The sequence below is a fragment of the Micromonospora sp. MP36 genome, assembly GCF_008119785.1.
Lineage (GTDB): Bacteria > Actinomycetota > Actinomycetes > Mycobacteriales > Micromonosporaceae > Micromonospora.
In genome coordinates this window covers 20,428-41,613 of the sequence record NZ_VSFA01000029.1, presented here as the reverse complement: position 1 = coordinate 41,613, position 21,186 = coordinate 20,428, and the positions used below count along the sequence as shown (strand labels likewise).

Here is a 21,186-nt window from a genome sequence, read left to right as displayed (position 1 = left end):
GACAGGGCCGACCGTCTCCAGTATCCGCAGCTCACGGCCCTGATGGACAGCTCGGGTCGGCCACCTGACACGCGGTCGGTCCCGCCGGGCGCCGCCGTCAGGATCGCCGGTTTGCCGTACGCGCCGCGGCCCGGTCGACCACAGTGGGGGCGTGGTCGAGGAGGTGGCATGAGCGGCGGACTGCGCACCGACCTGTACGAGCTGCGGATGGCGGCCAGCTACCTGCGCCGTGGCATGACCGAGCCCGCCACGTTCAGCCTCTTCGTCCGCCGCCTGCCGCACCGGCGCGGCTTCCTGGTCGCGGCCGGGCTGGCCGAGGCGCTGGACTTCCTGGAGAGCTTCGCCTTCGACGACGACGAGCTGGGCTACCTGCGGGAGGTCGTCGGACTCGACCCGCCGGCCCTGGCGGCCCTCGCCGGGCTGCGGTTCACCGGCGACGTGCGGGCCGTACCGGAGGGCCGCGTGGTCTTCGCCGACGAGCCGTTGCTGGAGGTGACCGCGCCGATCGCGGAGGCGCAGCTGGTGGAGACCGGGGTGCTGAACCTGATCACCTTCCACACCACGGTCGCCACCAAGGCCGCCCGCTGCCGGCTCGCCGCCGGCGACGCGCAGCTGGTCGACTTCGCGTTCCGCCGCACGCACGGCATCGAGGCCGGGGCGGGCGTGGCGCGGGCGTCGGCCATTGCCGGCTTCGCCGCGACCAGTCACGTCGAGGCCGCCCGGCGGTACGGGCTCACCCCGTCCGGGACGATGGCCCACTCGTACGTGGAGGCGTTCCCCGACGAGCGGGCGGCGTTCCGCGCGTTCGCCGCCGACTTCCCCGCGAACCCGATCTTCCTCGTGGACACCTACGACACGCCCGCCGGAGTCCGGGCCGCGGTGGACGTCATCACCGAACTGGGGCTGACCGGCCCGATGGCCGTGCGACTGGACTCCGGGGACCTGGCGGCGCTGGCCCGGCAGGCCCGGGCGATCCTCGACGAGGCCGGGCTGCGGCAGGCCCGGATCGTCGCCAGCGGCAGCCTGGACGAGGACGTCATCGCGGCGCTCGTCGCCCAGGGCGCCCCGATCGACGGGTACGGCGTGGGCACGAAGATGGGCGTCTCGTACGACGCGCCGTCGCTGGACAGCGCGTACAAGCTGGTCGCCTACGGGGACCGGCCGGTGCTCAAGCTGTCGCCCGGCAAGGCCACCCTGCCCGGGCCCAAGCAGGTCTTCCGCGATCCCGCCGGCGCCGAAGGGGATCTGGTCGGGTTGCGCGACGAGCCGCCGCCGGCGGACCGTGAGCCGCTGCTGGTGCCGGTCATGCGCGGTGGCCGGCGCCTCGAGAGCGGCGATCCCGCCGGCGAGGTGCGGGCCGCCCGCCGCCGGTTCGACGCCGACCTCGCCTGGCTGCCGGAGGGAGCGCGGCGGCTGACCGATCCCACGCCGCTCGCCGTCACGGTCAGCCCGGCGCTGACCGCGCTGCACGAGCGGGTGACCGCGGAGCTGGGCCACGGTGGCACCTATTGACGCTCGTGGCCGCTGTGTACCATCTGGTACATGGACTACGCGGAGACGATCACCACCACGGCGGGTCCCCAGCCCGCCTGGGCGGCGCTGGCGGACGTGACGAGCTATCCGCGGTGGACGGCGTCCATGTCGACCGTGGAGCCGCTCGACGGACCCTCCCTGGCGGTGGGCGGCCGGTTCCGCATCCGCCAGCCCGGCCTGCCGCCGACGGTGTGGCGGGTCTGCGAGCTGCGACCGGGCGCGTCGTTCGCCTGGGACGCGCACGTGCCCGGCGTGCACACCGTCGCCTACCACCGGGTGGACGGCCAACCCGACGGGACGACCCGGATCAGCATCGGCATCCGGCAGACCGGCGCCCTCGCCTGGCTGGTCGCGCTCCTGACCGCGGCGCGTACGCGCCGGTACCTGCGGATGGAGGCCGCCGGGCTCAAGGCGGCCGCCGAGTCGGCTGCCCCGGCGTCGCCGCCCCCGGCCGGCGAGTCGGCTGCCCCGGCGTCGCCGTCCCCGGCAGTCGAGGCGGAAGCCGTGGCGGCGACGGACGACGACCCGGCGTCCACCGGTGGCCGGTGACGCCCGGGAGGCGCTGCTCGACCGGTGCGTCAGCTTCCTGAAGGAGGGTGGGTTCAGCCAGCTCAGCCTCCGCGAGATCGCCTCCGGTACGGGCACCAGCCACCGCATGCTGATCTACCACTTCGGCAGCCGGGAGGGCCTGCTCACGGAGGTGGTCGGGCGGGTCGAGGCCGAGCAGCGCGCGGCGCTCGCGGCCCTCGCCACCGAGACCGATGATCCGGTCGAGGTGAGCCGGCGCTTCTGGCGCCGCCTGGCCGACCCGGCCCTGGCCCCGGCGGAACGGCTGTTCTTCGAGATCTACGCGCACGCGCTGTTCGACCGATCCTGGACCGGGGCCTTCCGCGCCTCGGTCGTCGCCGCCTGGGCCGGTCCCGTCGAGGAGTTGTTCGTCCAGCTCGGCCACGACCGCGCGGAGGCCCACCGGCGCGCCCGGTTGAGCCTCGCCGCGACCCGCGGCCTGCTGCTGGACCTGCTGATCACCGGCGACCGGGCCGTCCTGGACGCCGCCGCCGACCTGTTCGCGCAGCTCATCGCCGCCCCGCCACCGTCAGCGGCGTGAGCCGCCGGAGGCACCTCGATATCGTCATGGGCAGCAGGGCGGTCACCCGGTCCGAATCAGGAGGTGCCGATGGAGGCCGTCGACGTGCTGGTGGTCGGGGCGGGACCCACCGGGCTCGCCATGGCCGGCCAGTTGGCCGCGTTCGGCGTACGCGCCCGCGTCATCGACCGGGCGCTCGACCGGGTGCACGAGTCCCGGGCGCTGGGCATCCAGCCCCGCACCCTGGAGGTCCTCGCCGGTCTCGGCGTGACCGACGAGCTGGTCTCCCTGGGCAACCGGGCGGTACGCCTGTGCCTGCACGTACGCGGCCAGGAACGGATGGTGCCCCTGTTCGACCTCGGTCTGCACGACACCGCGTACCCGTATCTGCTGTTCCTGTCGCAGGCCGAGACCGAGCGGATCCTGGGCGAACACCTGACGGCGGCGGGGATCGCCGTCGAGCGGGGGGTCGAGCTGGTCGGGCTGGACCGCACCGGTGAGGGCGCGGTGGCGACGCTGCGGCACCGGGACGGCCGCGCCCAACGGGTGTCCGCCCGGTACGTGGTGGGCTGCGACGGCGCGCACAGCACCGTCCGACACCTGGCCGGGATCGGGTTCGAAGGCGGCGCGTACCCGCAGACGTTCGTCCTGGCCGACCTCGAGGCGGACGGCGTGGCCGCCGGCGCGGCGCACGCGTTCCTCGCCGAGCGGGGCCTGTTCCTCCTCTTTCCCCTCGGCCACCCGGCCACCTGGCGGCTGCTGGCCATCCGCCCACCCACCGACCGGACTCCGCCGGACGCCCCGGTCACCCTCGACGAGGTGCAGGCCCTCGCCGACACCTACACCGGCGCGGCGGTACGCCTGCACGACCCGGTCTGGACGACCAACTTCCGGCTGCACCACCGTGCCGCCACCCGCTACCGGTCCGGGCCGGTGTTCCTGGCCGGCGACGCCGCGCACATCCACAGCCCGGCCGGCGGGCAGGGCATGAACACGGGGATCCAGGACGCGGTCAACCTCGGGTGGAAGCTCGCCCACGCGCTGCGCGGCAACCCCGACCTGGCACTGCTGGACAGCTACGAGGCGGAGCGGGCGCCTGTCGGCCGGCTCGTGCTGCGCCTCACCGACCGGGCGTTCACCGCGGTCACCGCCACCGGCCCGCTCGCCCGATTCACCCGGACCCGGATCGCCCCCGCCCTGCTGCCCGCCGTGCTCGCCGCCCGGGGCGTGCGCGCCACCGCCTTCCGTACGGTGGCGGAGCTGGGCATCCGGTACCGGCGCAGCCCGCTGTCGGCGCACGGCCCGGGTGCGCCGCGCAGGGGTCCGCGAGCGGGTGACCGGCTGCCCGACGCCCCGGTCGCCGGCACCACGCTGCACCGGCTCACCGCCCCACCCGGCTGGGACCTGCTGCTCTGCGGTCCACCGGCGGCCTGGCCGGAGAAGGCCGTCGCGCCGCTGCGCCGGGCCGGCCAGGTCACCGTGCACCGGCTGACCGACGCCGCCGACCGGCTGGCGCTGCACCGGCTCGGCCTCGCTCCCGGCGTGGCCGGCCTCCTGCTGGTACGCCCCGACGGACACATCGGGTACCGCTCCGGCGGCGGTGACCTGACCGGGCTGACCGCGTACCTGCGCCGCTGGCTCGGCTGACCACCGAAGCCACGCCGGTTCGGGTGCACCGCGGTGACCGACACCCGCTGGCACCGTCACCTCGCGCACCGGGCACGGCCGGGTCAGCCCGTGCCGGCCGCCAGCAGGCCGGCCACCGCCTCGGTCGCCTCCGGATGCTGGCTGAGCAGCGCCGCCACCTCGGCGTGCGCGGGTGCGTCGGCCCGCCGCCACTCACCAGGGCAGCCGAGCAGCCCCGCGACCGCGTCGACAGCCTCGGGATGGTCCACCAGCAGGCGGACGACCGGCCCCGCCCGCGCGACCGGCCCCGCCGGCGTCGGTGCTGCCGCCGGTGCCGCCCAGGGTGGCACCCAGGCGTCCAGCGTGGCCAGGCCGCCGGGAAAGGTACGCCCCGCCTCGCGGATCAGCAGTGGCACCAGCTCCGGCCCGTGCTCGCGCAGCGTGGTGATGAGCGTGGGAAGCCAGGGCAGCAGGATCGGGTCGGGCAGCTGACCGAACGCGGTCGACATCAGCTCCACCACGAACGGCGCCAGGCCGGGCACCGGTTCCAGGGCCTGCACGAAGCCGGAGAGGTACTGCGGGAAGGTCGGCACGACCAGCCGGTTCGCCAGCAGGTCGGCGCAGCGGGCCCGCAACTCGGCGAGGGGCAGCAGGCCCAACTGGTGCCGGGCCGCCCACAGCAGGGCGACCTTGGCGGGCGCCTCCGGATGGGACTGCGCGACGGCGAGTTCGAGCTGCGTCCGGTCGCAGCCGAGGGACAGCGCCAGGCTCTCCATGCTGAACAGGAAGCCGAGCATGGCGCCGACCTGCCGGACGCCGGTCTGCTCGTCGACGACCGCGGTCGGCAGCAGGGTGCAGTAGTGGGCGTAGCCGGCGGTCACGAACCCCGCGCACCAGGCCGGCAGGGCTGGCGCGGTGGCCCGGTAGTGGGCCAGCAACCGGCGGATGCGGCGCAGCACCTCCGGCGCGTCGTCGACGGTGCGCTCGGCGGCGAGCAGCTCCACCGCCCGGGCGCCCAGCTCGTCGACCAGACGCGGGCTGTCGAGCAGCCGGATGGCCTCCTCGACGGCCGCCAGGGCACCGGACGCGGTGGCCTCCGGGCCACGGACCGCCCGGCGCAGCCGCTGCTCCAGCACCTGCTCCACGGTGACGCCCTCGTAGCCCAGCTCGATCAACGCCCGCTGGTTGCGGCCGAGCGCGAGGTCCCAGCTCTCCTGGATGGACCGGTGCCCCAGCCGCCGCTCGCCCATGATCGGGCGGACCGCGTCGGGTGGGAGCAGATATCGCAGCATCCAGAGCAGATCCGAGCAGGGTGCCAGCCGCGGGTCGGCGTCCAGGTCCAACAGGGCCCGCTGGACCGTACGCTTCTCCAGGTCGAGGCCGAGCGGTCGGAGCCGGTCGAGGACGTCACGGGCCAGCGGCGGGAGCGCGTCGTAACCGACCTGACCGACCCGGTCCCCGCCGAGCAGGATCTCGCAGAGCCGGCGGACGTCGCGCCGGCCGGGCACCACGTCCTTCTCGATGCAGGTGACCGCCGCGTCGGCGAAGTCGTACGGGGTGGGGCGGGCCCGGTTGCGCAGCCCGGCCAGGAGGATCGCGGTCTCGAAGACGGCGATCGCGTCGGCGGTGCTGGCCAGGTAGCCGTTGCGGCGAGCGAGCCGGACGATGTCGACACACCAGCCGCGCAGCTCCGCCTCGTCGAGACCGCCGGGTTCGGGTGGTGCGGCGAGGAACCCGGAGAGGCGGTCGGTGACCCCGGTGCCCGGGACGGCACCGGCGACCGCGCGGCGGCCCTTGGCCCGGGTGCGGCTGCCACGCTGCCCGTCTAGCCGGTAGCCGGTGAGACCGGCGCGGGTCAGCGCCTTGGTCCAGGTGGCCGCGGCGATGGAGACCGATCCCGGGGCGAGGCCGAACTGGGCCTCGATGGCCGAGTGGCTGGACGGGATCAGCCCGTAGTGCCAGCGGGTGCCGGTGCGCGGGCTGATCTCGTACGCGGGCGCGTCGGCGGCGAGGCCGAACTGCTCCACGTGGCTGGCGGCGTGGAAGGCGCCGCAGACGTAGAGGCAGTCGGCGGGGTCGACGCCGGAGGCGGCGAGGTGTTCGCGCATCCGGGTCCACATGTACCGCTCGCGGTCCTCGTCGCGGTCGAGCCGCGCGGAGCGGGCCGGGCGCAGCCGCCGGAACAGGCTGCCGATGAGCACCATCACCTGGCGGTAGGTGTCGTGATCGGCGTCGGCGAGCGGCTGCTCGACGTACTGGTCCCACCACTCCGACCAGTGCCGCACCTTGCCGTGGTGCAGCAGGTACGCCTCCAGCTCGGCGAAGCCGGGCCGCAGGTCGCCGATCTCCACGCCGACCGCGTCGCCGTGCAGGGCACCCTCGTCGCCGGGCCGCCCGCCGTCCTCGCCCGCGTCGACCTCCCCGCCGCCTGGGCGGGTCGGCTCCGGCCGGTCGCGGGGCAGCCACTGGAAGACGTGGTCGGTGGAGCGGTCCACCAGCACTAGCTCCACGCCCGGCGTCTCCAGCGCGTACGCGATGGCCTGGTATTCGGCGGAGGACTCGGTGATCGGCGCGACCACGCTGAGCGGGCCCCACTCGGCCGGGTGGCCGTCCAGCTCGGCGGCGAACGCCTGCACGGCCACCGGGAGGCGGCAGTTGCGCAGCTCGCCCAGGAGCGGTTGCAGATCCTCGCAGAGCTCCAGGTAGATCACCCGGGGCTGCTTCGCGCGCAGCCGGCGCAGCATCGCCAGCGCCGAGGCCGGCGAGTGGTGGCACACCGGGAAGATCTCCAACGGCACGGCGAGCGCCCGGTCGACGTCGTCGACCAGGCCGGCGAGGATGCCGGCGAGCGCATCGGGGGAGTCGGCGAAGGCAACGGCGGCGTCGGTGAGCTGCTGACGCAGGGCACCGAACGGGCCGGCGACGGCGGCGGTCATGACAGGGCGGCGATCGCCTGGCGCCCGCCGTCGAGGAAACCCTCCCAGCCGCCGCCGTCCTGCTTGGCCCGGGGCTCCACCACCCCGTGCAGGTACTTGTTGAGGATCGCCAGGTCCTCCGGGCTGCGCCGGGCCAGCGAGCCCATCAGCGAGCCGGCCAACGTCTCGGCGCGCAGCATCCGGTCGCCGAAGAACTGGCTGTGCAGGATGGCGTCCTCCAGGACGCCGATCTGCTCGGCGGTGGACAGCGCCGATTCGAGCTTCTCGTCGTCGCTGGTCGCCGCCGCGGCGGCGGTACGCAGGTCGGCGAAGCTCTGCAGCAGGATGTCCAGCAGGGTGGGCGGAACCTCCAACTCGATGCGGTGCCGGCGCAGCAACTCCTCGGTGCGGAACCGGACGATCTCCGCCTCGCTGCGCTTGTTGGTCACCACCGGGATCCGGACGAAGTTGAACCGCCGCTTGAGCGCGGAGGAGAGGTCGTTGACGCCCCGGTCGCGGCTGTTCGCGGTGGCGATGACGGAGAAGCCGGGCCGGGCGAAGACGATGTTGTCGTCGTTCAGCTCGGGGATCGAGACGTACTTCTCCGACAGGATGGAGATGAGCGCGTCCTGCACGTCGCTGGTGGAGCGGGTCAGCTCCTCGAAGCGGCCGATCACGCCCTGCTCCATCGCGGTCATGATCGGCGACGGGATCATCGACTCGCGGGACTGCCCGCGGGCGATGACCATGGACACGTTCCACGAGTATTTGATGTGGTCCTCGGTGGTGCCGGCGGTGCCCTGCACGACGAGAGTGGAGTTGCGGCAGATCGCGGCGGCGAGCAGCTCGGCCAGCCAGCTCTTGCCGGTGCCCGGGTCACCGATCAGCAGCAGACCCCGGTCGGAGGCGAGCGTCACGATGCTGCGTTCGACGAAGGTGCGGTCGCCGAACCACTTCTGCGGGATCTCCCGGTCCAGGCCGTCGGCCCGTTCGGAACCGAGGACGAACAGCCGGACCATGCGCGGGCTGAGCCGCCAGGAGAACGGCTTCGGGTCGGTGTCGACCGACTCCAGGTAGTCGAGTTCGTCGGCGTACTTGACCTCGGCGGGGGCACGCAGCATCTCGGACATGAAGGGTGGACTCCTAGGTGAGGAAGCTCTTGAGCTCGAAGACGAGTTTGCGGATGTGACCGGAGATCACCGGGGTGCCCAGGTCCGTGAACCGTTGCCGGAACCAGGGGTTGACGCTCTGCTGGCCGGAGCTGTTGACCGAGCCGACCGGGATGAACCGCACGCCGGAGCGGTGCACGGCCTCGATGCCGTCGAACAACGGCTGCGAGCGGTCGAACTCGTAGAAGTCCGAGATCCAGACCAGCACCGTGTTGCGCGGTTCGGTGATCTTGGGACGGGCCATCGCCATGGCGACCGGTCCGTCGTTGCCGCCGCCCAGGTTGGTGCGCAGCAGCACCTCGAACGGGTCGTGCACCCACGGCGTCAGGTCCAGCGCCCGGGTGTCGTACGCGATCAGGTGCACGTCCACCTTGGGCAGCCCGGCGAAGATCGACGCCAGGATGGTGCAGTTGACCATCGAGTCGACCATCGAACCGGACTGGTCCACCACCACGATCAGGCGTGCCGGTGTGGTCCGCCGGGCGGTCTGCCGGTAGTAGAGCCGGTCGACGTAGAGCCGCTGGTCCTCCGGGCTCCAGTTGGTCAGGTTCTGCCAGATGGTGCGGTCCAGGTCGAGGTTGCGGAACACCCGCTTCGGCGGCACCGACCGGTCGATCGCCCCCACGCTGGCCTGCTCCACCTGCGTACGCAGCACCTCGGCGACCTCGTCGACGAAGCGGCGGATCAGTGCCTTGGCGTTGGCCAGGGCCACCCCGGACAGGTTGGCCTTGTCCCGCAGCAGCTGCTCGATCAGCGACATGCTCGGCGTGAGCCGGCTGGCCAGCGCCGGGTCGGCGAGGACCTCGCGCAGGTGCATGCGGCGTACGAGGTCACCCTCCAGGGCGGCGAGCGTGCCGCCCAGCCCGGTGCCGCCCTGCCGGCGCAGCTCGCCCGGCTCGGCGCCGAGCGCCTGCTCGAACCAGCCGGCGTCGGACTGCCACCGGGCCAGCTGGCCGGCGCTGACCGGCCCGGCGCCGGTCGCGAACACGTTCAGCAGCACCTTCGACACCAGCGCGGCGCGGCGTACCTCGGCCGGCCCGGGCCGCCGCCCGGTGGGGTCGTCGGACGCCGCCGCACCCTCGGCCGCGGTCAGCAGGCCACGCAGTTCGGCGGCGAGCGCCGGGAAGCGCTGCACCACGGTGTCCACCGAGACCGCCGGGTCCAGCAGCGCGGCCGGCAGGCCCAGGTCCTCGACGACGGCCATGCTCGCCGATTCCAGGGTGGGCTGCTCGGTGGGGTCGAAGAGCCGGGCCAGCAGCCGCCAGTAGAGCACCTGCCGCCGGTTCTCGTCGGCGCGGTCGTGGTCGTGGTGGGTCATCGCCGCAGCAATCGTCCCGCGCGTTCGCGCAGCACCGCCACGGCGTCGCCGGCCTTCGCCTCGGCCTTCGCGACCTTCGCGTCGGTGATCCCGCACGCCCAGTCGCCGGTGTGCACGTCGACGGCCTTGCGCTTGACGGTCGCCCGCACCGCCAACGGCTGCAGCCGCCACCGGCCGTCGTCCCAGCGCAGCAGGCCGAGACAGGCCGACGAGGCGGCGACCAGCTCCGGGGTGAGCGGCCCGCAGGAGGGCAGCCGGTCGACCGCCACGGCGAGCGGGCGGCCGTCCAGCTCCAGGACGAGGTCGCCGTCGTGGTCGCCGACGGCGTACCCCTCGAGGAGGACGGGTTCGGCGATCGCGGCCGGATGCCGGTCCAGCGGCGCGGTCGCCGCCGCCTGGGCGCCGGGCAGCAGGACCCGCGCCGCGGCGAACGGGTCGACCGGCCCGTCGAGCTGCGCCCGGTCGTCCTGCCAGCGCAGGTCCGCGCCGCGGACCGGCAGGTCGGCGACCGTCACGCCGCGCCGCTGGGCCAGCGCGGCCAGCAGGGTGGGGTATGCCTGGAGGAGCCGCCACAGGGCCGGGCCGACGATCGTGTCCACCTTGGCCGCGCCCACCGCCGTGCGGACCAGCCGCGGCGGCCCGCCGGCGGCCGGTTCGAGGATCGCGTGCACCTGGATCTGCATCGCGGTGTCGTGCTCGTGCACGTCCACGCCGAGCGGCAGCAGCCGCCCGTCGACCCGGTCGACCTCGGTCACGGGATCGACCGCGCCGGCGTCCTGGGCGAGCAGCACGCCCCGGGCCCACAGGTCGGCCCACCGGCGCGCCGGCACCTGCGGCATCGCGGCGACCGGCACGCAGGCCCGCAGCTCGGCGGCGAGACCGTCGAGCAGCACGGCGAGCCGGCGCGACTCCGGTGCGGCCAACGCGGCCTCGACCGGCGTCCCGGCTGCGGCCACCAGCTCGTGGTCGACGCCCCGCCAGCCGGTCACGGCCACCTCGTGCAACCAGGCCCGCGCGCCGGCCAGGACGGGCGAGGGCGCGGCCGGTGGGGCCGGCGACCACGGGACGCGGCCGCGGCCCAGCGCGGCGTCGAGCTGCCCGAGCAGCGCGTCGTGCGCGGCGCCGAGCAGCGCCGACCGGGCACCGGCGAGCGCGGCGAGGTGCTCCGGGGTCACCGAGCCGGCGCAGATCTTGTCGACCGCCTCGGCGACCAGGTCGGCCAGCGGGGTGGTCCCCAGCGCGGCGGCCAGGCTAGCCAGCGCCGCCGCGTCCGCCTCGCCGACCCGGGCCAGGCCGTGGGCCAGGGCGGCGTCGACGCCCGCCACCAGGTCGAGGGCGTCGGTCAGCCCGGCCGGGTGGCCGTCGGTCAGGGCAGTGAGCTGCGTACCGAGCATCAGCGGCCCGCCCCGGTGGACGGGAACCAGTGCAGCTCCGGCAGCGGCGTGGTGCTGCTCGGCACCTCCAGGTAGGACAGGTGGCGCAAAAACCGGCTGAACACCACCGCCGCCTGGGTCGGCTCGTGCCGCGCGTCGAGGCGGCCCAGCAGCTCCGCGCCGGTGGTCACCCCGTCGCCGGCGTCGACCCGCAGGTAGCGGGCGACCCGGTCGAGGCCGTACTGCAGGATCGCCTCGTCGGCCAGGGCCTCCAGGTGCTTGCACGGGGTGCCGCGCAGGCCGCCGCAGGGCCGGTTGTTGTTGGTGCTGCAGTGGTAGGCGTGGGTGCCGGAGGTGAGCGACGAGACGTACACCCGCTCGATGTCCGACCCGCTGGACACCACACCCTGCAGCCGCCCGTCGGCCAGCTCCACGAAGGGCACCTTGGCCAGCTTCCGGGGCCGGGCCGCCGGCACCACCCGCACGCTACTTCGCCGTGCCCACCCGGCGTCGTCCACGTCCGCCACCTTCCCGACCTCCCCGCCCGCCGCGCCCGGCGTCGCCCATGACGATGTCGACGCCGGAACGAGCCGGCGCCGCCGTGACGACAAGGATCATGGGCCACGGGTACGACAGGAACGGCGGGACGGTCAGGGGCGGCGCGGGCCGCCGCGGCGGGCCAGGTAGACCACGTCCGGTTCGCCGCGCGGCACCGCGACCGGGTGCGTGCTGACCGGACCGATCAGCTCCGCCAATCGTTCGGCGTACGCCGGCGCGGCCGAGGCGCTCCAGACGGCCAGCACGCCGTCGGCGGCGAGCCGGTCGCGCAGCAGCGCCGTGCCGTCCGCGTCGTAGAGGGTGGCGTTGCCGGGGAACACGGTCCAGTCGGGGCCGTTGTCGATGTCGAGGCAGATCGCGTCGAAGACCTCGTCGGTGGCCCGCAGCCAGGTCAGCACGTCCTGGTTCACGACGCGTACCCGGGCGTCGCGCAGCGCGTGCCCGCTCCACGGGGCCAGCCGGTGGCGGTGCCACCCGATGAGCGTCTCCTCGATCTCCAGCACCACGATCTCCGCCGGCACGGCGGAGGCCGCCGCCTCGGCCAGCGAGAACCCCACCCCGAGTCCGCCGATCAGCACCCGCGCACCGGGCCGCACCACCTCGAGCGCCTTCCGGACGAGCAGCCGCTCCGACGCGCCGGCCCGGGTGTCCATCAGGAACACCCCGTTGCTGACGATCTCGAAATGCCCGCCGCACTGCCGGAGAACCAGCTCGCCCCGCTCCGTCACCACCCGATCAACCACCGCAACCGCTTGGTTCATCCGGCCCAATCTAGGTGGTGGGGTGGAGATCAGCCCGCGATTTACCGCCGCAGGGGGTTTGCCGAGCGGGAAACGGGGAAACGGCACCGCGCCGTGGAAGGGGATTGCGGGGTGCCGGCGGACGTGGACCCTGGGTGTGAGCTGTGCAGCCGGCCGCCACCGGCCGGATGGGCGTTGGCGTACCGGGAGGATGCCGCCCCGGCCGAGGAAGGCACCCGGGAGACGATGCTGACCCTGGGCAACGGCTACCTGGCCACCCGCGGGGCAGCTCCGGAGGCCTCCGCCGACGGCGTGCACTATCCGGGCACCTACCTCGCCGGTTTCCACAACCGGCTGTACGGGGCCGACCGGCCGGACAGCGACGAGAGCATCGTCAACCTGCCGAACTGGCTCCCGTTGACGTTCCGCCCCGCCGGTGGCGACTGGTTCGCGCCGCGACGGGGGCGGCGGGAGCACGAGCACCGGGTGCTGGACCTGCGGCGCGGGGTGTACCTGCGGGAGCTGCTGGTGGTCGACGCGGACCAGCGGCGTACCCGCGTCCGGCAGCGACGGCTGGTGTCGCTGGCCAGCCCGCACCTCGCGGCGCTGGAGACCAGCATCATCGCGGAGAACTGGTCCGGACGGCTGGAGATCAGGTCGGGCATCGACGGCGGGGTGGTCAACGCGAACGCGCCGGCGGAAGCCGGCAGCTGCGGCCGGCACCTCACCGACGTGGCCACCGGCGGGGACGACGCCGAGACCGTCTGGTTGACGGCGGTGACGACCACGTCCCGGCATCAGGTGGCCGTGGCGGCGCGCACCAGGGTCAGCGGCGCCGGGGTGGCACAGCTGCGGCAGGCGGCCGTGCACGGACCGAACGACGTCAGCCAGGTGATCGGGGTCGACGTGACCCCCGGGGAACGAGTCGTCGTGGAGAAGACCGTCACGATCTTCTCCAACCGCGACCGGGTGGTGTCCGAGCCGCTGACGGCCGCCCGCCGGGAACTGCGGCAGGCGGGGGCGTTCGACCTGCTGCTGGCCGACCACGCCACGGCCTGGGCGCAGCTGTGGGAGCGGTTCCGGCTGGACGTCGGCGAGGAGCACGCCTGGCAGGTGCCGGTCCGGGTGCAGACGTTCCACCTGCTGCAGACGCTGTCGCCGCACGTGATCGACCTGGACGCGGGGGTGCCCGCCCGCGGGCTGCACGGCGAGGGCTACCACGGGCACATCTTCTGGGACGAGCTGTTCGTCTACCCGTACCTGAATCTGCGGATGCCGGAGCTGACCCGGGCCCTGCTGGACTACCGGTACCGGCGGTTGCCGGCGGCCCGGCGCCAGGCGGCCGCGGGGGGCCTGGCCGGCGCTCTGTTCCCCTGGCAGAGCGGCGACAGCGGCCGGGACGACAGCCCCGGCCGGTCGCGGTCCCCGGTGACCGGGGAATGGGTGGACGACCACACCGGCCGGCAGCAGCACGTCAACCTGGCGGTGGCCTACTGCGTGTGGCGGTACTGGGAGACGACGGGCGACCTGCCGTTCCTCGCCCACTCCGGGCTGGAACTGCTGGTCGAGACGGCCCGGTTCTGGGCCGGCCTGGCCACCTACGACCCGGCCGACGACCGGTACGACATCCGCGGGGTGATGGGGCCGGACGAGTTCCACGACGGGTACCCGGGCCGGCCGGGGCAGGGGCTGGACAACTCCACGTACATCAACGTGATGGCCGCCTGGGTGCTCGGCCGCGCCGAGGAGGCCTGCGCGATCCTCGGCCGGCATCCCGGAGTGGCGCCCTGGCGCACGGTCGCCCCGACGGACGACGAGCGGCGCCGGTGGGCGCACATCCGGGGCCGGCTGCGGCTCGCCTTCCTCGACGACGGGATCCTCGCCCAGTTCGAGGGGTACGGCGACCTGGCGGAGCTGGACTGGGACCGCTACCAGCGGCGGTACGGCGACCTGCGGCAGCTGGGGCCGCTGCTGCAGGCCGAGGGCGACGACGCGAACCGCTACAAGATCTCCAAGCAGGCCGACGTGCTGATGCTGCTGTATCTGTTCAGCGCCGAGGAACTCACCGGGCTGGTCCGCGGCCTGGGATACGAGTTCGATCCCGCCCGGATCCCCGCCACCGTCGACTACTACCTGTCCCGCACCACCCACGGCTCCACGCTCAGCCGGGTCGCCCACGCGTGGGTACTGGCCCGCACGGATCGCCGTCGGTCGTTCGAGATGCTGACCACCGCCCTCGGCACCGACCTCACGGATCCGCAACACAGCTCGACCCGGAACGGCATCCATCTCGGTGCCGCCGCCGGCACGCTGGACATCCTGCAGCGGTGCTACACCGGGCTGGAGGTGCGCGGCGACGTCCTGCGGCTCAACCCGCTGCTGCCCGACGGGCTCGACGAGCTCGACTGCGTGATCCGCTACCGCAACCAGTTGATCTCCCTGCACGTGGATCACGAGCGGCTGCGGATCGCCGCCGCCCCCGGCGCCGACCAGCCCGTTCCGGTGGCCGTACGCGGGGAGTCCTTCCCACTGGCGCCCGGGACGGCCGTCGAGGTCGCGCTGCACAACGCGGCGACGCCTACCAGCGCGCATTCGTGGTAGTCAGCCCCGACGAACCGGTCCCGAGCCGAGGAGAGAAGCATGACCGTCACGGTTCCCGAGGTGATCGTCCGCTACTACCAGCTGAGCGCCGAACCCGACATCGACGCCTTCGTCTCCTGCTTCACCGACGACGCGATCGTGGCCGACGAGGATCGGACCTACCAGGGCCCGGCGGCGATCCGCGCCTGGCGCGAGCGGACCGCGGCCGAGTTCGACTACAAGGCGATCCCGGAGGCGGTGGAGGAGGAGGCCGGCGGCAACGTGGTGGTCAGGACGCTGGTCTCGGGCACGTTCCCGGGCAGCCCGGTCCGCCTGCGTCACCGCTTCACGCTGCGCGACGGCCTGATCGGCGCCCTGGACATCCGGCCGTGAGGAGCGCGGGTTCGCGCTCACTCCCGGCCGCAGCGGCAGCTACCGGAGCCGGCAGCCCGGCCCCGGGGCGGGACTCGCCGCACCGACCACTCAGCCGGGTCGGGTGGACACCGCACTAGAGGCGGTGTCGGACCCAGACGTTGGGCTCGACGTAGACGGCGTGGTCGTGGGCCACGTCGCAGTGCACCGGCACGAGCGCTCCCGGCACGCGGACCGGACCGCTGGTGTCGAACGGCAGGCCGGTCCAGGAACGCCACTCGGCGAGCGTCCCGCTGACCATCATCGACCGGGTGGCGACCCGCTCGATGCGCCCGCCCGCGCGGACGTGCACCCGCAGCCACGGGTCGACCGGCAGGCCGTCCGCGCGGACCTGCGCCGCGTACTCGGTCATCGGGAGGTCCGCCTGGGCGGGCTTGCCGTTCGGGCGGACCGGGGCGACCAGCGTGTCGTAGCCCAGTTTCGCGACCGCCTCCCGCATGGCGGCGAGCATCAGCCCGGACAGGCCGCGTCCGCGCTGGTCCGGCCGGATGCAGATCTCCAGGGCGGAGACGATCGTCGGAGTGGCCCCGGTGAGACGGGTGATGGTGGCCCGCTGGATCATCCGGTCCCAGCCGCCGTCGGGCAGCTCCTCCTCCGTCCAGCGCAACGGCACGGCGTACGCCCGCGCGACGGCGCGCCCCGGATCGGCGGAGTCGACGGCGGCGAAGACGAACTCCGGGTAGAGGTCGTGGGCGACGCCGTAGTAGACGGGCGCCATCGGGTCCCAGAGCATGAACTCCGGCCACGCCCCGTCGAAGTCTTCGTCCAGCAGCGGGGCGAGGTCGGGACGGTCCGCCAAGCTCACGATGTCGAGTGCCATGGCCGGGAAGGTAGAGCGGAGAGTCGTCAACCGCACGTCATTTTCGCCGAAGCGGACCTAGCGCTCGGCCTGGAGCCGGCCCCGGGGGTGGGCCTCCGCTCGACGCGGAGCGGGAGCCCACCCGGGGCGAGCGGGGGTCAGCCGGGTGCGCCCACCGTCGAGGGCTCGATCAGGACGTCGTCCCGGTTGACGAACATGATCCGGTGGCCGAACTGGACCTGCACGTACGTCGTCTTTCCGCGGATCACCGTCCAGTCACCCGGTGAGGTGCCGGCGAAGGTGTAAGCCTTGTAGAACTCGCTCGGCGCGATCAGACCCACCGCGTACCGCTGCCCGGCGGGCAGCGTGTACTGCAGCGGTGTGATGGTCTGGTACGGCGCGCCGGGCGGATAGGCGGCCTCCTCCGGGTAGGCCCGGCCGTAGACCGGGATGCTCGCCCGGCCCGGCTTGGGGGTCACCACGAACCCGGTGGCCCACTTCGCCGCCGGAGCGGACGCGGGGTTGTGGAACCACGCCTTCTGGCCGAGATACCAGATGGCGGTCCAGTCGCCCTGCCGGTCCGCGACGGCGTACGTCTGGCCGGCGGAGGCCCGGGCGCCGTGGTCGGACGCCTCCATGGTGGACGGCGATCCGTCCGGGTGCAGCCCGATGTCGGTGACCAGCGGCGCGTCGTCGCGGGGCGCGCTGTGCAGGATCACCGACGACGAGCCGCGCAGCGGGCAGGGCTCGCTGGTCGGCTGGTCGTTCTCGTCCAGCGTGCAGCCCCAGAACGCGGGGCGGTTGGTGGCGAAGTCCGGGTCGATGGTGACCAGCCCGGTCCGCGGCGTGCCGGTGCCGTGGAACGGCGCCTTGAGCAGGTCGAAGTAGTGCGACCAGTCCCAGTACGGGCCCGGGTCCCAGTGCATGCCGCGGACCGTCGAGGGGACGGTGCCGGGCACGTTGTCGTGGCCGATGATGTGCTGCCGGTCCAGCGGGATGTCGAACCGCTTCGCGAGGTACCGCACGAGTTTGGCCGAGTTGCGGTACAGGGCCTCGGTGTACCAGGTGCCCTGGCGGGCGAAGCCCTCGTGCTCGATGCCGATGGACTTGCTGTTGACGTACCAGTTGCCGGCCTGCCAGGCGACGTCCTTGGTCCGGACGTGCTGGGCGGTGTGGCCGTCGCTGGAGCGCATCGTGTAGTGCCAGCTCACGTACGCCGGGTCCTGCACCAGCTCCAGCGTGCGGGCGTAGGTCTCCTCGGTGTCGTGGATGACGATGTACTCGATCTTCTGCCGGGCCGGCCGCTCGGACAGGTCGTGGTTGCCGTAGTACTCCGGGTCCGTCCCGTCGCCCAGCAGTTGGTACGGCGCCGGGATCCACTCGCAGGCCAGTTCCGCCGGGCACTCCACGCCGGCGGCCCGGGCCGCCTTGTGCAGGCCGAGCCGGTCGAGCCAGGACTTCTGCGGGGTCACGGCGCGACCGGCGAGAGCCACCCGCTGACCGTCGTCCGTGGTCCGGGCCGCGCCGGTGCGGATCGTCGCGTACACCTCGTCGGCGAAGATCGCCGCGGAGTCGGTGCGGTCGGAGCCGGAGTAGCGGGCCACCGCGCCGTACCAGGCGCCGGGGTCGGTGCCGGTGCCGACGGGGGCGCTGACCGCCTTCTGGTACGCCGCCAGCAGGGCGGCGCCGCCGCGGATGTTGGCCGCCGGGTCGGACCTGAGCGCTGCCTTCCCCGTGCCGGTGGCCGCGGCTGCGGCGTCCAGGGTCTGCAGCGCCGGCTCGGCCGCCGGGCCGACGGCGGGCTGGCCGAGGTGGATCGGCGCGCGGGAGTCGTCACCGCGCGGGTCCTCCGCCGGGCCGTAGTGGCCGGGGCCGCCCAGGCTGTTGACGTACGTCGCGTCGGTGAGGTGCATCGGGCCGTAGCCCGCGCTGGTGCTCGGGGTGCCGGCGTTGGTGTCCCAGCGGGACTCCAGGTACGAGACGGCGAGCAGGACGGACTCCGGGACGCCGTACTCGGCGGCCGCCGCCGCGTACTGCTGCTGCCGGTCGGTGGGTGTCGGGCTGGCCGCGGGCGCGGGGGAGACCGGCGCGAGCGTGGCGGCGCCGACCAGCGCGGTGCTGAGCAGGACCCGCCTGCCGATGGGTGCTCGTGATCGGGGCATGGCACCTCCGTTCGAGGGGATGGCTCAGTGGCCACCCTCGCCCCGACCGGTCCTCGTGTCAATGGATTCCGATCGACCTATCGATGGCGTAAGAAAGCTTCAGTCGCTACTCCTCGTCGACGTGGGGCGCCCGCCGGGCGAGCAGGAAGACGGCACCGGCCAGCGCGGCCAGGGCCAGCACCTCCCCGGTCAGGTCCCACGGCCCCGTCTGGATCCGCTCGTCGAGCCAGAGCAGGCCGACGGCGAGCGACACCAGCGGGTCGGCGACGATGATCGTGGCCAGGGCTGGCGCCCCCAGCGGGCCGGCCTGGTAGGCGTTCTGGCTCAGCAGCACGCCGAACGGGCCCAGGACCGCAAGCGCCCACGTCTGCCAGTGCCCGAACACGCTCAGCGGGCTGCCGTTGTAGTGGAAGGCGAGGCTGCTGATCAGGCCGGCGGTGACGCCGTAACAGGTGCCGGCGGCCAGCGCCAGCGGCAGCGGGCGCCACTTGCGGCCCAGCCCGACAGCGGCCGCCAGGCACAACGACACTGCCCCGACTACCGCGACGCCCAGCAGCAGGGCCGACGAGAGCGTGCCGAGCCCCTTGCCCTGTCCGGCCGAGGGTTGGGCGATCAGCAGGAAGGCCGAGAGCGCGACCAGGCAGAGCACCGCCTCCAGCATGATCCTGAGGTCCGGGCGCCTCCGCTCGGTGAGCGAGTGCAGCAGGATGTACCAGAGCAGTCCGGTGATCAGCAGCGGCTGCACCAGGATCAGCGGCATCAGGCTGAGCGCGGCGACCTGGAGGCCGAAGGCTCCGGCGGCGAGCACGACCGACCAGCGCCATTCCGGTAGGCGCACCAGGTGTACGAGCAGGCTGGGTCGGCCGGCCGGGCTCTCGGGTGCGCGGTGGGAGGCGCGGAACTGCAGCACCGAGGACGCCCCGAAAGCCGCGGCCGCGCCGAGGGCGAGGGGCGTTCCGGCCAGCACCTCCCCGCTCAGCACGGAGGTCCGATCATCCGGACCTGGCCCGGTGCCCAGCGGTGATGCGGATTCGGCGGGCCGTCGCGGTGCGCGTGCGCGTAGACCTGGTGGTCGCTGGGCGGTGGCCGGTCGAGCCGGCGCGGCAGGCGGAGCGTCCGCCACGGCACCCGCAGCAGGAACCGGACGATCAGCAGCCCGAGCAGGTACCCGCCGATGCTGTCGGTGAGCCAGTGGTAGCCGAGGTAGGTGGTGCCGATGAGCACCAGCACGCCGGGCAGCCACTGCAGCACGCGCCGGACCGGCACCGCCAGGTACGGCGCGAGCAGCATCGCCAGCACCCCGTAGTAGACGACGCCGTTGCTCACGTGCCCGGACGGGTAGAACTCCTCCCATCCGTGGCTGAACAACCGTACGGAGCCGTGGTGTGGGGCGCCTCGTGAGGTCCACTTCTTCAGGCCCACGATCAGCACGGTGCTCACGATCGGGGCCAGGCCGGCCGGGATGATCGGCCGTACCGTCCGGTGCCGCCAGGCGAGCCAGAACGACACCGCCACGGTCAGCGTGGTCAGCGGCCCGCCCTGGCCCAGGTAGTCGAAGGCCAGCATCAGCTTGCCGACCGGTGGCGGCCGGTGCTGGTCGCACCAGTCCCGTACCGCGATGTCCACCTGCAGCAGCGGTGACCACCAGACCAGCGCGGCGGTGAGCGCGGCGAGCGCGGCGACCAGCAGCGCGTCCAGCCACCAGCCGGTCGGTATCGGCACCAGGGCGGGTTCGCCGAGCGGACGAGGCGGACGGGCTCCGGGCTTCCGGCCGGGTCTTCCCGCTGTCATCCGCCTCCGCCCTCGCCTCGTCGAACCGGCATATCCCCTGCCAAGAGCCTGAAAGTACCTTATAGCGGAAGAAATCCGCCGGTAGGCTGCTATTCATCCCGAGGGGCGGCGGCTGGTGGCGCTCCGCCTTTCGTCGCTGGAGGCGTACGACATGTCAACGACCGCGACCCGGTGCCCAACGGTCCGACGGTCAGTCGGTCCGCGCCTGGTGCGGCTGGGCGTGCCGGGCGAGCGCGACCGCGCCGGTGACGGCGAGCACGAAGCCCAGCACCGCCACCGGCTCGGCACCGGGCCGCACCCGGTCGCCGAGCACCAGCCAGCCGGTCGCCGCCGGGCCCACGGTCTGCCCGAGGATGGTCGAGGCGGAGGCGACCGTGACGGAGCCCCGTTGCAGGGCGGTGGCGTAGAGCAGCAGGCCGGTCAGCCCGGCGAGCACCAGCGTGTAGCTGACCGGGCTGCCCAGCACGGCGCCCGGACTGTCGACCCGGCCGAGCAGCCGGGCGCCGACCGCCGCGGCGCCGAAGGACAGCCCGGCCAGCAGCCCGGGCAGGGCCGGCCCCCGCATCCGCGGGCTGCCCAGGTAGGCGCCCACGGCCAGTGCGAGCACGGCGCCGAGCAGCCCCCAGCCGACGGCCGCCGGCTCCTCGGCCGGGGGGCTGGTGCCCGCGGAGACCACCAGCAGCAGCAGGCCGGCGACCACCCCACCGATCGCCACCCAGTCCCGGGCGGCCAGCCGGACGCGCAGCACCAGCATGGCGATCAGCGCCACCAGGCTGAGGTTGGCCGCGCCCACCGCCTGCACCGCGAACAGCGGCACGGTGCGCAGCGCGGTGAAGGTGAGGCCGGAGGAGGCGGTGTCCAGGGCCAGGCCCGCCGCGTACGGCCCGTTCCGCACCAGCCGCCACAGCAACCTCGGGTCGAGGTGGGCCGTGGTCGCCACCCGGCGCGCTCCGATCGACTGCACGATCGCCGCGTTGGCGCTGCACAGCGCGGCGAGGATCGCCAGCAGGAAACCGAAGGCCATGAGGAAGTCCCGAGTTCGTCGGCGCCGGGTCGGCCGGTCGAGGCCCGCCTGGCATACCCACCAGCGCCCGCGTCTCGCC

Annotated in this window: 17 protein-coding genes; 6 read left to right on the top strand and 11 right to left on the bottom strand. The window is 73.8% G+C overall.

The window, feature by feature from the left end; translation table 11 throughout:
- Positions 1 to 168 precede the first annotated feature (168 nt).
- From FXF52_RS20125 to FXF52_RS20110, 4 genes are all read left to right on the top strand, one after another.
- Positions 169 to 1,512: a nicotinate phosphoribosyltransferase gene (locus FXF52_RS20125; RefSeq protein ID WP_148798825.1), complete on the top strand. Its 1,344-nt coding sequence runs from the start codon at positions 169 to 171 to the stop codon at positions 1,510 to 1,512.
- Positions 1,513 to 1,542: 30 nt separating this feature from the next.
- The gene (locus FXF52_RS20120) at positions 1,543 to 2,082 is read left to right on the top strand and encodes an SRPBCC family protein (RefSeq protein ID WP_148798823.1); all 540 of its coding nucleotides are present in this window, start codon (positions 1,543 to 1,545) and stop codon (positions 2,080 to 2,082) included.
- Positions 2,072 to 2,641, top strand: coding sequence for a TetR/AcrR family transcriptional regulator (locus FXF52_RS20115; RefSeq protein WP_148798821.1), 570 nt, complete (start codon positions 2,072 to 2,074; stop codon positions 2,639 to 2,641). Before FXF52_RS20120 ends, FXF52_RS20115 begins: the two co-directional genes overlap by 11 nt.
- A 69-nt stretch (positions 2,642 to 2,710) precedes the next feature.
- Positions 2,711 to 4,267, top strand: a complete 1,557-nt coding sequence (locus tag FXF52_RS20110) for an FAD-dependent monooxygenase (RefSeq protein ID WP_148798819.1) — start codon at positions 2,711 to 2,713, stop codon at positions 4,265 to 4,267.
- 83 nt (positions 4,268 to 4,350) lie between these two features.
- Here FXF52_RS20110 and FXF52_RS20105 read toward each other — a convergent pair whose 3' ends face one another.
- From FXF52_RS20105 to FXF52_RS20080, 6 genes are all read right to left on the bottom strand, one after another.
- Complete coding sequence (locus FXF52_RS20105; protein WP_148798817.1) at positions 4,351 to 7,182, bottom strand: DUF5682 family protein; 2,832 nt, start codon at positions 7,180 to 7,182, stop codon at positions 4,351 to 4,353.
- The gene (locus FXF52_RS20100) at positions 7,179 to 8,291 is read right to left on the bottom strand and encodes an AAA family ATPase (protein WP_148798815.1); all 1,113 of its coding nucleotides are present in this window, start codon (positions 8,289 to 8,291) and stop codon (positions 7,179 to 7,181) included. The genes FXF52_RS20105 and FXF52_RS20100 overlap by 4 nt, the downstream gene beginning before the upstream one ends.
- Before the next feature lie 13 nt (positions 8,292 to 8,304).
- Positions 8,305 to 9,648, bottom strand: a complete 1,344-nt coding sequence (locus FXF52_RS20095; RefSeq protein WP_148798813.1) for a VWA domain-containing protein — start codon at positions 9,646 to 9,648, stop codon at positions 8,305 to 8,307.
- Positions 9,645 to 11,042, bottom strand: coding sequence for a hypothetical protein (locus FXF52_RS20090; protein ID WP_148798811.1), 1,398 nt, complete (start codon positions 11,040 to 11,042; stop codon positions 9,645 to 9,647). The genes FXF52_RS20095 and FXF52_RS20090 overlap by 4 nt, the downstream gene beginning before the upstream one ends.
- Positions 11,042 to 11,548: a hypothetical protein gene (locus FXF52_RS20085; protein WP_148798809.1), complete on the bottom strand. Its 507-nt coding sequence runs from the start codon at positions 11,546 to 11,548 to the stop codon at positions 11,042 to 11,044. The genes FXF52_RS20090 and FXF52_RS20085 overlap by 1 nt, the downstream gene beginning before the upstream one ends.
- A 123-nt stretch (positions 11,549 to 11,671) precedes the next feature.
- The gene (locus FXF52_RS20080; protein ID WP_148798807.1) at positions 11,672 to 12,340 is read right to left on the bottom strand and encodes a spermidine synthase; all 669 of its coding nucleotides are present in this window, start codon (positions 12,338 to 12,340) and stop codon (positions 11,672 to 11,674) included.
- A gap of 111 nt (positions 12,341 to 12,451) precedes the next feature.
- Between FXF52_RS20080 and FXF52_RS20075 the strand changes: the two genes are divergently transcribed.
- Positions 12,452 to 14,920, top strand: a complete 2,469-nt coding sequence (locus tag FXF52_RS20075) for a glycoside hydrolase family 65 protein (protein WP_222870584.1) — start codon at positions 12,452 to 12,454, stop codon at positions 14,918 to 14,920.
- Positions 14,921 to 14,959: 39 nt separating this feature from the next.
- Entirely contained in the window at positions 14,960 to 15,292 is a 333-nt protein-coding gene (locus FXF52_RS20070; protein ID WP_148798803.1) for a nuclear transport factor 2 family protein, read from the top strand.
- A 115-nt stretch (positions 15,293 to 15,407) separates the two neighbouring features.
- Here FXF52_RS20070 and FXF52_RS20065 read toward each other — a convergent pair whose 3' ends face one another.
- The 5 genes from FXF52_RS20065 to FXF52_RS20045 all read right to left on the bottom strand — a co-directional run bounded on the left by FXF52_RS20065 (position 15,408) and on the right by FXF52_RS20045 (position 21,107).
- Entirely contained in the window at positions 15,408 to 16,151 is a 744-nt protein-coding gene (locus FXF52_RS20065; protein WP_148798801.1) for an N-acetyltransferase, read from the bottom strand.
- A 137-nt stretch (positions 16,152 to 16,288) separates the two neighbouring features.
- Positions 16,289 to 18,292, bottom strand: coding sequence for an N-acetylmuramoyl-L-alanine amidase (locus FXF52_RS20060; RefSeq protein WP_148798799.1), 2,004 nt, complete (start codon positions 18,290 to 18,292; stop codon positions 16,289 to 16,291).
- A gap of 106 nt (positions 18,293 to 18,398) precedes the next feature.
- Positions 18,399 to 19,274, bottom strand: coding sequence for a DMT family transporter (locus tag FXF52_RS20055; protein ID WP_148798797.1), 876 nt, complete (start codon positions 19,272 to 19,274; stop codon positions 18,399 to 18,401).
- Positions 19,268 to 20,014 (bottom strand): phosphatase PAP2 family protein, encoded by a 747-nt coding sequence (locus FXF52_RS20050; protein WP_255472142.1) that lies wholly within the window; start codon positions 20,012 to 20,014, stop codon positions 19,268 to 19,270. Before FXF52_RS20050 ends, FXF52_RS20055 begins: the two co-directional genes overlap by 7 nt.
- 259 nt (positions 20,015 to 20,273) lie before the next feature.
- Positions 20,274 to 21,107 (bottom strand): hypothetical protein, encoded by an 834-nt coding sequence (locus FXF52_RS20045; RefSeq protein ID WP_148798793.1) that lies wholly within the window; start codon positions 21,105 to 21,107, stop codon positions 20,274 to 20,276.
- Positions 21,108 to 21,186 lie beyond the last annotated feature (79 nt).